This window comes from Streptomyces sp. NPDC037126, from assembly GCF_055605965.1.
This window is the reverse complement of sequence record NZ_JBVJTD010000062.1, coordinates 1-11,015: the sequence shown is the minus strand read 5'-3', so window position 1 is coordinate 11,015 and position 11,015 is coordinate 1. Positions and strand designations below refer to the sequence as shown.

Sequence of the window (11,015 nt, the reverse complement as noted above, 5' to 3'; positions counted from 1 at the left end):
AACTTCGCCAGGAAGCCATAGCCGACGGAGCCTCCACCAGCGACCTTGCCCAGCCTCAACCGGAAACGGACATCACCTTACGAACCGCCCACTTACTGCCCCCAACAGAGCCGTTGGACGTGGCGGTGGGTGATGAGGCAGACGGCGAGTCCGAAGAACGCCTCGTGGATGTCGTCGCGTCGGTTCCAGCGAATGCGCAGGCGGCGGAAGCCGTGGAGGCAGGCGATCGTGCGCTCGACGACGTAGTGGAAGTAGCCCAGGCCGCTGCCGTGGGGCTCGCCGCGTTTCGGGATCACTGGACGGATCCCGCGTTGCCAGAGCGGGCGACGGTACTTGTCGTGGTCGTAGCCGCGATCAGCCAGCAGTGCGTCTGGGCGTCGGCGCGGTCTGGCGGCCCGTGGGACCGCTTTGGGCCCCGTCGTGCCACGCGGAAGTGCGAGGAGTCGATCATCGCCCGAGACCAGTTCACCTGGTTCTTCGATCGCAGTTTCGGGGCGAAGGACTCGTTGTCGGTGGTGGCTGCAGCGCTGTTGGTACGAACGGCGATGAGCAGGTGCTGCGGGGCCGCGTCTACGGCTGCGACCACGAGGACCCCAACCCCGGCCCCCGCCCCTCACGGACGTACGCGGCGCTCGTCGGCGCGCCCCTGGACGGCCTGCTGCCGGACATCACCGGCTGAACGGAGGAAGTCGATGGCGGTGTCCCCCTGGCCACCGAATCGTCGCGGTGGCCAGGCGGCCGTGCCCTGTACGACCCCGGCGCCGGCGATCCGCGCACACCGGGCCCGGGGATCGCCTGCCGCGTTGACGAGGCGGGCCTGCGGTGCGTGAGGGGTGGAACTGGGGGAACCAGGTGTGGCGCGCGGCGCCGGGCGTATGCCCAGCACCGCGTGGAAATAACTCCCGCTTGGTGGGCTTGTCAGTCTGAGGTAAGGGCACCTGGTGGCCAGGAGGTTGATAGATATGGTTCCCCTGCTTCTGGTTCTTCTTCTGGCTCTGATCCTCTTCGGTGCGGGTTTCGCGCTGAAGGCGCTGTGGTGGATCGCGGTGATCGTGCTCGTCGTGTGGCTGCTGGGCTTCGTCGTCCGCACCGCGGACAGCGGCGGCCGCAAGGGCCGCTGGTATCGCTGGTAGCCGATAGACGCCAGGCGCGATGAGTGCGCCGCGCGAGAGGTGAGTGGGGGCCGGCCGGATATGGCCGGCCCCCACTCGCGTAACAAGCCTTTGTGTGCGAGCGGTTGGGATGGATCGGGCGTATCGGACGCACCGCAGGGTACGTGAGTGATGCAGCGGCCTCGCAGACCCAGCAGTGGAACCCTGCTCCTCCTGTCTGCGGGGCCGCTGCTCACGGCTCGGGCCGGTCGGACAGCCCCGAACGGCCGGCAGCGAGTCAGGGCTGTACCAGGCGGTGCAGAGCGAGTCGGGCCAGGGGCGCGTAGGCGGCCAGGACGAGCTGCGGGCCGTCCATGGTCAGGCTCGTGGTGGTGCCGCGACCCTGCGGCCTGACCTCGTGATGCAGTCTGATCCGGATGCGTCCCAAGTGGACCCGCCACGTCCAGGTGCGGCGGTCATGGTCGACGGCGTCCACGACGAAGGCGGCATGGACGCCGACGACTGATTCGACCGTGCCGCTCAGGCCGGGACTCAGGCGCCGGCCCTCACAGTGGACGGCCTTGATCTGTGGGGACCACGAAGCCCACTGGTCAAGGCTGGCGTAGCGCTGCCAGACCGTATCGGGGCGGGCCGCGCCGTTGGCGCTGAGGGTCATGCGTGCCATGGCAGACGGGAGAGTCGCCGTGGCGGGTGGGGGGTCGAAGCGGGTGGCATCGGTCCGGTCCTGAGATGTAGGGCTGCCTTCCGTGGTCTCATCCCAAGCATCGCGACGGGTAGGGCGACTGTCACGGTGGGGTGCGGCAGTGGGAGCAAGTCCGCATTGATGACCTTGTGCCCCACAGTGTTCATGGAGAACCCGCTCTTCGCCCGGGTCGCCGCCGCTTCGGACCCGCGCACCGCCCGTCGGGTCGTGATGGCCTCATAGATCTTTCGGTGTGCTGGCGGTTGTATAGATCAGGAGTTGAGGAGGCCGGGATGCCACGCGGCCTGCTGCGCCGGGGATCAGGGCATTGCAACCGGGTTGGGGCCGAAGCGCAGGCCCGTGCAGTCCGAGCTCGGCCCTGTGCGGGCGGGGGCGTCGGGGCCTTGGGTCTTGCGTTGGGCAGAAGAGCCGACATGTACCGACCTCATGACTCGGCAACGGGCACACGGCGAGCCAATTCGGCGGCCAGACGTCGCATGACCGTGCGGTTGGCGCGCCGCATCATGGCCCGGACGACCGCTGCCAGCAGGCGGTCGGCGACCGGGGCGCGCACCCAGGCGTACGTGAATGCCACGCGGCTCCCGCCGGTCCGCCGCGGTTCGATGGTGTAGGTGCCGTGAGCCAGGCGTCGACCGGCCGCGCTGACGTTCCGCTCGATGATGCGCCGCGGCGGCTCGGCCTTGACGACCTCGATGGTGACGTCGGTCTTGGTCCCGCCCAGCGCGGCTGTGACCGTGGCGCACGCACCGATGCCGCGGCCGGGGCCGCTGTAGCGCCAATCGGTCAGGTAGTGGTTGGTGAATCGCTCATGGTGAGCCATGACATCGAGGAAGTCATAGACCTGCTCGGGCGTCTGCAGTACGTCGATCGACACGGTGACAGACTTCATGTACCAGACGGTACACAAGGGATGTACCGATTGGTACACTCGCGACGTGGTTCATACGGACGGCTCTCATCCTGAGTGCGGGGGCGCGCCAGTCGCAGACGTGGGCCGGCGCGCTCAGCTGGTGAACGCGGCCGTTGACTACGTTGCGGCATACGGCCTCACGGACCTGAGCCTGCGCGGTCTGGGGGCTGCGATCGGTGTCAGCCACCGCATGCTGATCCACTATTTCGGCTCCAAGGAACGTCTGCTCGCCGAGATTGTCCGGACGTCGGAGCAGCGCCAGCGAGATCAGTTGTCCCGGCTCCACCTGGAATCCGGTCTCCCGCCCGCCGAAGCTGCGCGACTCCTCTGGCAGCAGCTGACGGATCCTCGACTGGCCGGTCAGGAGCGGCTTTTCTTCGAAGTCTGCGCGCACGCGCTGCGGGGCCGCCCCGAGGCCGCCTCAGTCCTCGAAGGGCTCGTGAACGATTGGCTGGGGCCGCTCGTGGCCGCCGAGGTCGCCGCAGGGGCGGACCCTGTCGTGGCCCGGAACCGGGCCAGGTTGGGACTCGCCACTGTCCGCGGCCTGCTGCTCGACCTGCTCGCCACCGGTGACCGCAGTGGCGTTGACGCGGCGATGGAGGAGTTCCTCCGCCTGTACTACGGCTCGAAGTGACCAAGTCACGGATCAGGCCAAACGGCTGAGGCAGTCGGCCCCGGCGTCCTACGATGCCGAGCTGGTCACGCTCGCGATGATGCAGGCCATCCTCGGCCTCACCTCCGAGCCGAAGTGGCTTCGCCACACCCGTACTTACCTGCGACAGCTCCGGCCAAGTGTCGGCAGACGCTTTGCCGACACCGGGGATCGGTCTGGTGCTCAGCCTGGGTGTGTTCGGCGGTTGCTCAACTGTTTGTGTGCCGAGCGGGTGCCGCCTGTGGTGTTGGTGATTGCTCCGGGGGCGCGACGGTCGTGTCGTCTCTTTCCTGGTGGGCCGGGCGCCGGGGCAGTCGGGACGCGGGCAGCAGGCCGAGAGCGGCGAGTGAGGCAAGGATCAACAGAGTGGAGCTCATGGTTGAAGCAGCCGTGCCGGTTGCGCTGGCCGCGACGGCGATGCCGAAGGTCGGCCCGATGTTCATGGCGGTCTGCTTGAGTCCGCTGACGACCCCGGCGTACCCGGGCGGGGCGTCACCGACGACGGTCCCGGTGGCGGTGACCATCACGGTGGCGAACCCGGCACCGCTGGCGGCAAAGGCTGCAGCCATGGCCATCCATGTGCTGGCGGGACCGAGCCGGGACAGCCCCGCGATGCCGACCACGACGAGGACCGTACCGGCGATCGCGGTGCGGCGCGCACCGTACCGGCGCAGTGCGGCGACCGCGGCGGGTGAGCCGAGGACCATGAGCACGGTCAGCGGGAGCACGCGCAGACCGCTGTCGAGTGGGTCGAGCCGAAGTACGTCCTGGAGGTAGAAGGTGGCCCTGAACAGCGCGCCGAACAGGCCGGCGGTGGTGACCAGCAGGATCGCCATCGACGCTGTCACCGGTACGGACCGCGCTACGGCTGGCGGAACGATCGGGTACGTGGTGCGGCGTTCGTGCCAGGTGAGCATCGTTGCGACGCCGATGACGGCGAGGAATTCGAGCAGCGTCGCCGCGGCGGTCCACCCCCGCGCGGGTACGTCGGCCAAGGCGTGGACCAGGATTGCGAGCGCGACCGCCAGCAGGCCCGCGCTGGTGAGGTTGAGCCGTGGAGAGTTGGCACGTCGAGGTGCCGGCGTCCGTACAGCGAGGGCGAGAACGGCGATGACGAACGCGAGGGGCACGTTGACCCAGAAGACGGCGCGCCATCCCAGATGAGCCACGAGAACACCGCCCAGGAGCGGACCGGACCCTGCCGCCACCGCGATCGCACCGGTGCGAAGGGCGATCGGCTTGCCGAGCCGGTTCGCGGGATACGCCAGCCGTAGCAGCGCGAGCGTCGCAGGTTGCAGGAACGCGGCGAATCCGCCCTGCACCGCGCGCAGGACGATCACCCAGCCGACGGCCGGCGCGAGCGCGATCCCGGCCGAGGCAGCCCCGAAACCGAGGACGCCGACGAACAGCAGGCGCGGGTGCCCGTACCGATCCCCGAGGCGCCCGGCGATCACGAGTAACGCGGCCACGGCGACCAGATAGCCGGTGCTCGTCCACTGGATCTGCGCCACGCTCGCGCGGAGATCACGCTGCATGCCCGGCTGCGCCATGAGCAGGATGGTTCCGTCCAGTGCGACGATCACCGCGCCGGCCACGCTGACCAGAAGTGCAATCTGCCGCTGTGCGGGTGCGGTCATGAGGTCACCGGGCCGAGATGGGCGTCCAGGACTGCCGCGATGAGCCGGTCGCGCTGGTCGTCGACGGGGTCTCCGTCCAGTGGTGGGGTGCCGAGGGCGAGTTGCAGGCTGCCCCAGGCCCACAGTTGGGCCATGCCGTGCAGGTTCGACCACAGGGCGGCGGCGGTCACCGCAGGCGGCGGTGCGGCCTCGTTCGGCCCGTCGGCGCGTTGCGCGGCATCCCGCTCCGATCGGCATCGGGCGACGAGTCCGGTGAAGTGCCCGAACAGCGGGAGGGTCGACTCGCGCAGCCTCGGTTGGTCCGATGCCTGCGCCGCGCCGTCGAGCAGGTCGTGCCGCCACATGAGCTCGAACATGCCGCGGCGTTCCAGTGCGTACCCGACGTACGCCCGCGCGAGGGCCTCCAGTTGGCGGCGAGGTGTGGTCGTGCCGGCGACCGCGGTCTCGAAGATGGCTGCGAGGTCCTCGAAGCCGCGACGGCCGATAGCCGAGAGCAGCGCGTGGTGCGTGGGGAAGTACCGACGCGGCGCCCCGTGCGACACCCCCGCTCGACGGGCTATTTCCCGCAGGCCCACGGACGCGGAGCCCTCGGTCAGCACAAGGTCGACGCCGACATCGATCAACCGCTCCCGAAGGGAGCTCTCATCAGGCATAGACGGTGTCTATCATGTGCAGTAGACACTGTCTACTTGCCTTGGGGTGTGATCATTCCGCTCAGTGGTGACGGGGCCCCGGCTCGCCCACTCACCGCGGCACGCTGACCGGGAATGCTCAGGCCCGACAGGTCGAGGCGCGGCGCACATGGTGCCGTGCGCCGGTGGGAGTGGCGTGATCGCGCCGAGTCCGCTGGGAGTTGATCGAGCCGGTGCTGTCCCCCTGGCGCTTCGAACGCCCGGGCCGGGCCTTGGACTTCAGTCGGCCGCCTCGGCACGACCTGCGCGAGATCATGAACGCGAGATCGTAGGCCGCAAGCGCAGCGTCATCACCGACACCCTCGGCCTGCTGCGCGCGGTGCTGGTCACCGCCGCCGGCGTCCAGGACTCCACCGCGGTCGTACAGCGCCGTGGCGGTCATGTGGTCCAGCACGTCCGCGTCAGCGTCGGGACGGCGATATCCGCCCCAGTGGTGGTTTGCCGTACCGTCCGCCGCTCTGCCCAGTCGCCGGCAGGACACTGGCGGGGCGGCCGGGGGTGCCGCCATGGAGGGCGGGGAGCGCATGGCCGACAGCAGGATCCTGGTCGCGGTACCGGAACACCCTCGGGGCGAGGGTGCCGGGCCCCAGCAGTTACGGAAGATCCGGGACGCGATCGAGAAGGGCGGCTTCGAAGTCAGGTGGGCGGTCACGGCGGAGGACGCGGACGCGGTACTGCGCACCGAGGCCGGCGTGGCGGCGGCGCTGGTGGCCTGGGACCTTCCCAGGGCTGCCGGTGACGGGCCCGGCGCCGCGCTCGCCGCGCCGGAAGGCACACTCGCCCGGCCGGGCAGCATCGTTGACGGGGCCCCGGGCGGCGGCACCGTGCTGCGCCGGATCGGCCGCCGTTTCCGGGATCTGCCGGTCTTCCTGGTGATGGCCGACGAGGGCCTGCAGGAACTGCCGCTGTGGGTGTCCGAATCGGTCGTGGGCTACGTCTGGCCGCTGGAGGACACCCCGGGCTTCATCGCGGGCCGGATCACCACCGCCGCCCGCGCCTACCGGGAATCCGTGCTGCCACCGTTCTTCAGGGCACTGCGCCGCTTCGACGACACCCACGAGTACTCCTGGCACACCCCGGCCCACTCCGGCGGTGTCGCCTTTCTCAAGTCGCCGGCGGGACGCGCCTTCCACGACTACTTCGGGGAGCGGCTGCTGCGCAGCGATCTGTCGATCTCGGTCGAGGAACTGGGCTCGCTGTTCGAGCACACGGGTCCGATCGGCGAGGCGGAGCGTAACGCGGCCCGTGTGTTCGGCTCCGACCTCACCTACTTCGTGCTGCACGGCGACTCCACCTGCAACCGCCTGGTCGGCCATTTCAGCGTCACCCGTGACGAGATCGCGCTGGTGGACCGCAACTGCCACAAGTCCGTGCTGCACGGCCTGGTCTTCTCGGGCGCCCGGCCGGTCTACCTGGTCCCCACCCGCAACGGCTACGGCTTGGCGGGACCGCTGCCCCCGGCCGAGATCGCCGCTGACGCGGTGGCGGCCCGGCTCGCGGCGCACCCGCTCACCGAGGGCGCGGCGTCCCCGCACCCGCAGTACGCGGTCGTCACCAACTCCACCTACGACGGACTTAGTTACGATGCCGTACCCACCGCTCGGGCGTTCGCCGCCAGCACACCCCGGTTGCACTTCGACGAGGCGTGGTTCGCGTACGCCCGTTTCCACCCGCTCTACGCCGGCCGCTACGGCATGTCGGTGAACGAGGAGGCTTTCCCCGGCCCGGACCGCCCGACCGTATTCGCCACCCAGTCCACGCACAAGCTGCTGGCGGCGCTGTCGCAGAGCGCGATGGTCCACGTGCGACCCGCACCGCGGGCACCGGTGGAGCACGACCGGTTCAATGAGGCGCTGATGATGCATGGCACCACCTCGCCCCTGTACCCGATGATCGCCTCGCTCGACGTGGCGACGGCGATGATGGACGGCCCACAGGGCGAGTGGCTGATCGACGAGGCGGTGACCGAGGCGATCCGCTTCCGCCAGGAGATGGTGCGCCTGCGACGGCGGATCGAGAGCGCCGGGGACCGGCCGCCGTGGTTCTTCGGGGTGTGGCAGCCGGACACGGTCACCGACACGGCGACCGGTGAACGGCTGCCGTTCGAGCAAGCCCCTCCGGAGCTGCTGAGGACCGAACAGTCATGCTGGCTACTGGAGCCCGGCGCCGACTGGCACGGCTTCCCCGGGCTGACCGAGGGCCACTGCATGCTGGACCCGGTCAAGGTCACGCTGACCTGTCCGGGGATCAGTGCCACCGGCGAGATGGCCGACGAGGGCATCCCGGCCCGGGTGCTTACCGCCTATCTGGCCACTCGGAAGATCGTGGTGGAGAAGACCGACAGTTACACCGTGCTGATCCTGTTCTCCATGGGCATCACCAAGGGCAAGTGGGGCACCCTGCTGGACGCCCTGATGGATTTCAAGGCCCTGTACGACGCCGACGCCCCGCTGGAACGCGTCCTGCCGCAGGCCGTCGCCGCGCACCCCCGCCGATACGCGGGCCTGACCCTGCGGGGGCTGTGCCAGGAGATGCACGGGCACCTGCGCTCGGTGCGCCTGGTGGAGCTTCTGGAGACGGCCTTCCAGCAGCTCCCGCAGCCCGTGGCGCCACCTCAGCACTGTTACCAGCGGCTGGTGCGGGGTGATACCGAGCGGGTCCGGATCTCGCAGGCGTCGGGCCGGGTGGCGGCCGCCATGGTGACGGTCACCCCGCCTGGCATCCCGGTCCTGATGCCGGGCGAGTCCATCGGTGCACCCGACGGCCCCCTGCTGCGTTATCTCACCGCCCTGGAGTCCTTCGACCGCCGCTTCCCCGGCTTCCGCAGCGAGACCCACGGCGTGACCGTCGACGAGGACACGGGCGACTACCTGATCGAGTGCCTGTTCCAGGGCGCGGAGCATCGCCCGGCACACTCGACCGGGCATGTCGGCTAAAGCGTGTTGCAGAAGGCTGTGACCAGGGCGTTTCTCTTGTATGCGTGGGGTGTTGAGGGCTGATCCGTTGTGGATGGAGACGTTCGCCGGGCTGCGGATGAAGCAGTTTGAGCGACTGTTGAAGGTGGTGCGGGAGCGGGGTGGCGACGGGCCGCGAATCGGGCGGCCATGGTGTCTGTCGCTTGCCGACCGAGTGCTTGTGGTGGCCGTCTACTACCGGACGAACCTCACCATGCGGCAGCTCGCTCCGCTGTTCGGGGGCTCGCCGGCAGCGGCCTGGTCGGGAGGGCGTACCGCCTTCCCGCAAGAGCCCTCGCGGGGCGGCGGCCCTCTAGTTGATGATCTCGGCGCGGTCGTCCGCAAGGACCGCGGACAGCCGGTCCCGCCAGGCCTGGAGAGCTTCGGGCGTCAATCGCGTCCAGTCGGTGACCTCGCCGACGATCCGGATCGGTTCCCTGCTGCGGTAGGAGCGGGTGGGATTGCCCGGGAACTTCTTGTCGGTGACGTTCGGATCGTTCTCGAACTCCCCGGTCGGCTCGACGATGTACACACGCGGGGCACCGTCACCGGCAGCGAGTTCCGCGGCGAGCCCCGCGCCGTCACGCAAGGCGGTGAAGTAGACGTGGTTCATCACGATCTCGGGCCGGTAGTTGGAACGGAAACCGGCGGTGAGGTGGTCCCCGACCCGCAGAGCGGCCTTCGTCCCGTGAAAGAACGGCCCCTCGTCCAGCACTTCGTCCATCGCCACAGGATATCTACCAGGCCAGTGCGAGGCGGGCCGTTCCACTCTCCCTGCTGAGCCAACCTGCAGTCTCAGTCCCCGAGGAACCACAGATACAGGTGCTGTCCGTCGAGAACCATCCGGCTGAGTGCGATGAACTCGCGCGTGAACTCGTCCGTCACCACGCGGGGAGACAACTGCGGAAGCTCCTCCACCAGAGTCGCAACCCGCCGGTGGTTGAACTGCCTCCCCCCGGACACGCAACTGACCCCACCCATCCGCTTCACCGGACCCAGACCGCCCTCACGCTCCCGGGGGTCGGTGAAGCGGACTGATGCGACGCCGTTGCCTGATCGAGCCCATTGCGTACGCCCTCGCCCTCCTCGCTCCGGACGTCTTCACTCCTCTAGCGGACTGAACGCGTCCTTGGGCCCGCCGGCCTCGTCGGCCCGGCCCGGAGGGGTGCCGCCGTTCCCCTCGGCCAGGGTCGGCCCACCGGCCCCTCCTACATCCCTGGCCCCCTGGCCCTTGATCGTGCCAGGTGTCGACGGTCAAACAATTCCTCACGATCTGCATGATCGGCGTCAGCCAGTTCCCCACCTCCGTGGTCACGAGTCCCCACCGGGACGCTGACCGTCGATGGCGCCGCTGACCACGCTCGAACTAGCCTGATGTTCCCTGTTTTGAGTGGTTTGCGAGCTTTTAGATCTTCCTTGAGAATCGGTCGGGTTCCCCCTGGGCATGCCGCTGCCCGGGTTGAGGGTCCTGGCCTCTCGGAGCCGTCGAGGTCCCTCGACCTGCGAGCCGCGAGGCCGACGGACGCACCGGATGGCAAGGAGAACATTCACCGTGGTCGACATCGTCGAGATCTACGTGCACTGGGCGCGGGCCGGTCCAAGAGCCAGGTGGCCGCCTCGCTGGGAGTGGACCGCAAGACGATCAGGAGGTACCTGGCGCCGGCGGAGGCGGCCGGGATCACCCCGGGAGGGCCGCCGATGAGCGAGGCGGACTGGGCCAAGCTGCTCAAGAGTTGGTTCCCGGAGATGGCCAGCCGGAGGCTGAACCAGGTGCGGTGGGCAGAGATCGAACCGCGGGACCACGTCAAGAGCCTGCTGGAGACCACGTCGGTCACCACGATCCACCAACGGCTCCGGGACGAGGGCAAGTTGAAGGTGTCGCTGTCGACGTTCCGCCGCCGGGTGCACGAGAACCCGCCCGAGGAGGCGGCCCGCTCGAAGGTCACGGTGCTGCGGTAGAACGTCGAGCCGGGCTCGGAGGCCCAGATCGACTACGGCTTCCTGGGCCAGTGGATCAACCCCGCGACCGGGAAACGGCACCGGATCTGGGGGGTTCGTGATGGTGCTGCCCGCCTCGCGGCACATGTTCGTCCGTCCCGTGGCACACATGGACCAGCACGCCGACCGAAGCGCACGCGGAAGCGTTCCGCTTCTTCGGCGGTGTCCCGCGTCGTCTGGTGCCGGACAGCCTCAAGACCGGGGTCGACAAGCCGGACCTCTACGACCCGCAGATCAACAAGTCGTATGCCGAACTCGCCTCCTAGGGTCCGTCTTCAAACGGATCTTGCCCAGAGCAGGAACGACGCGAGAGTGACCGCTGCTTCGTAGGAGGTGGCGGTCTTTTCGTATCGGGTG

9 protein-coding genes and 5 pseudogenes are annotated in these 11,015 nt (G+C 69.0%); 8 read left to right on the top strand and 6 right to left on the bottom strand.

Translation table 11 applies throughout. From position 1 onward, the window contains the following. Positions 1 to 92: 92 nt before the first annotated feature. Positions 93 to 389: pseudogene (locus tag ACZ7FF_RS44450) on the bottom strand (IS5/IS1182 family transposase); the annotation flags it as partial. Positions 390 to 553: 164 nt separating this feature from the next. Here ACZ7FF_RS44450 and ACZ7FF_RS44445 point away from each other — a divergent pair. Then, a pseudogene (locus ACZ7FF_RS44445) lies at positions 554 to 817 on the top strand (hypothetical protein); the annotation flags it as partial. 145 nt (positions 818 to 962) lie between these two features. Then, entirely contained in the window at positions 963 to 1,133 is a 171-nt protein-coding gene (locus ACZ7FF_RS44440) for a DUF5670 family protein (RefSeq protein WP_011113206.1), read from the top strand. A gap of 256 nt (positions 1,134 to 1,389) precedes the next feature. Here the strand turns inward: ACZ7FF_RS44440 and ACZ7FF_RS44435 are convergent, their stop codons facing one another. Together ACZ7FF_RS44435 and ACZ7FF_RS44430 are read right to left on the bottom strand one after the other, a co-directional pair. Next, a complete protein-coding gene (locus tag ACZ7FF_RS44435) occupies positions 1,390 to 1,767 on the bottom strand; it encodes an SRPBCC family protein (protein ID WP_470820402.1) in 378 nt (125 codons plus the stop codon). A gap of 472 nt (positions 1,768 to 2,239) precedes the next feature. After that, positions 2,240 to 2,704: an SRPBCC family protein gene (locus ACZ7FF_RS44430; protein WP_470820400.1), complete on the bottom strand. Its 465-nt coding sequence runs from the start codon at positions 2,702 to 2,704 to the stop codon at positions 2,240 to 2,242. A gap of 121 nt (positions 2,705 to 2,825) precedes the next feature. Between ACZ7FF_RS44430 and ACZ7FF_RS44425 the strand changes: the two genes are divergently transcribed. Together ACZ7FF_RS44425 and ACZ7FF_RS44420 are read left to right on the top strand one after the other, a co-directional pair. Further along, the gene (locus ACZ7FF_RS44425; protein WP_470820398.1) at positions 2,826 to 3,359 is read left to right on the top strand and encodes a TetR/AcrR family transcriptional regulator; all 534 of its coding nucleotides are present in this window, start codon (positions 2,826 to 2,828) and stop codon (positions 3,357 to 3,359) included. Positions 3,360 to 3,399: 40 nt separating this feature from the next. After that, a pseudogene (locus ACZ7FF_RS44420) lies at positions 3,400 to 3,516 on the top strand (IS982 family transposase); the annotation flags it as partial. A 70-nt stretch (positions 3,517 to 3,586) separates the two neighbouring features. Here the strand turns inward: ACZ7FF_RS44420 and ACZ7FF_RS44415 are convergent. Continuing rightward, on the bottom strand, positions 3,587 to 5,014 hold the full coding sequence (locus ACZ7FF_RS44415) for an MFS transporter (protein ID WP_470820396.1): 1,428 nt from the start codon (positions 5,012 to 5,014) through the stop codon (positions 3,587 to 3,589). Continuing rightward, positions 5,011 to 5,667 (bottom strand): TetR/AcrR family transcriptional regulator, encoded by a 657-nt coding sequence (locus ACZ7FF_RS44410; protein ID WP_470820394.1) that lies wholly within the window; start codon positions 5,665 to 5,667, stop codon positions 5,011 to 5,013. Before ACZ7FF_RS44410 ends, ACZ7FF_RS44415 begins: the two co-directional genes overlap by 4 nt. Positions 5,668 to 5,867: 200 nt before the next feature. Between ACZ7FF_RS44410 and ACZ7FF_RS44405 the strand changes: the two are divergent. The 3 genes and pseudogenes from ACZ7FF_RS44405 to ACZ7FF_RS44395 all read left to right on the top strand — a co-directional run. Next, positions 5,868 to 6,064 (top strand): annotated as a pseudogene (locus tag ACZ7FF_RS44405) (hypothetical protein); the annotation flags it as partial. Positions 6,065 to 6,230: 166 nt separating this feature from the next. Then, positions 6,231 to 8,642 carry an Orn/Lys/Arg family decarboxylase gene (locus ACZ7FF_RS44400; RefSeq protein WP_470820392.1) on the top strand — a complete coding sequence of 804 codons (2,412 nt, stop codon included), beginning with the start codon at positions 6,231 to 6,233 and terminating at the stop codon, positions 8,640 to 8,642. Between the two features lie 40 nt (positions 8,643 to 8,682). Next, positions 8,683 to 8,919: pseudogene (locus ACZ7FF_RS44395) on the top strand (helix-turn-helix domain-containing protein); the annotation flags it as partial. A 54-nt stretch (positions 8,920 to 8,973) separates the two neighbouring features. On the opposite strand, the gene arr reads toward ACZ7FF_RS44395, so the two are convergent. After that, complete coding sequence (gene arr / locus ACZ7FF_RS44390) at positions 8,974 to 9,384, bottom strand: NAD(+)--rifampin ADP-ribosyltransferase (protein ID WP_470820390.1); 411 nt, start codon at positions 9,382 to 9,384, stop codon at positions 8,974 to 8,976. Positions 9,385 to 10,268: 884 nt separating this feature from the next. Here arr and ACZ7FF_RS44385 point away from each other — a divergent pair. Further along, positions 10,269 to 10,619, top strand: a complete 351-nt coding sequence (locus ACZ7FF_RS44385; protein WP_470820388.1) for a hypothetical protein — start codon at positions 10,269 to 10,271, stop codon at positions 10,617 to 10,619. Positions 10,620 to 11,015 lie beyond the last annotated feature (396 nt).

What these genes read in the sequence shown, in the direction of transcription:
- ACZ7FF_RS44440 (WP_011113206.1), top strand. Translation starts at nt 963, where the DNA reads ATGGTTCCCCTGCTTCTGGTTCTTCTTCTGGCTCTGATCCTCTTCGGT.
- ACZ7FF_RS44435 (WP_470820402.1), bottom strand. Translation starts at nt 1,767, where the DNA reads ATGACCCTCAGCGCCAACGGCGCGGCCCGCCCCGATACGGTCTGGCAG.
- ACZ7FF_RS44430 (WP_470820400.1), bottom strand. Translation starts at nt 2,704, where the DNA reads ATGAAGTCTGTCACCGTGTCGATCGACGTACTGCAGACGCCCGAGCAG.
- ACZ7FF_RS44415 (WP_470820396.1), bottom strand. Translation starts at nt 5,014, where the DNA reads ATGACCGCACCCGCACAGCGGCAGATTGCACTTCTGGTCAGCGTGGCC.
- ACZ7FF_RS44410 (WP_470820394.1), bottom strand. Translation starts at nt 5,667, where the DNA reads ATGCCTGATGAGAGCTCCCTTCGGGAGCGGTTGATCGATGTCGGCGTC.
- ACZ7FF_RS44400 (WP_470820392.1), top strand. Translation starts at nt 6,231, where the DNA reads ATGGCCGACAGCAGGATCCTGGTCGCGGTACCGGAACACCCTCGGGGC.
- arr (WP_470820390.1), bottom strand. Translation starts at nt 9,384, where the DNA reads ATGGACGAAGTGCTGGACGAGGGGCCGTTCTTTCACGGGACGAAGGCC.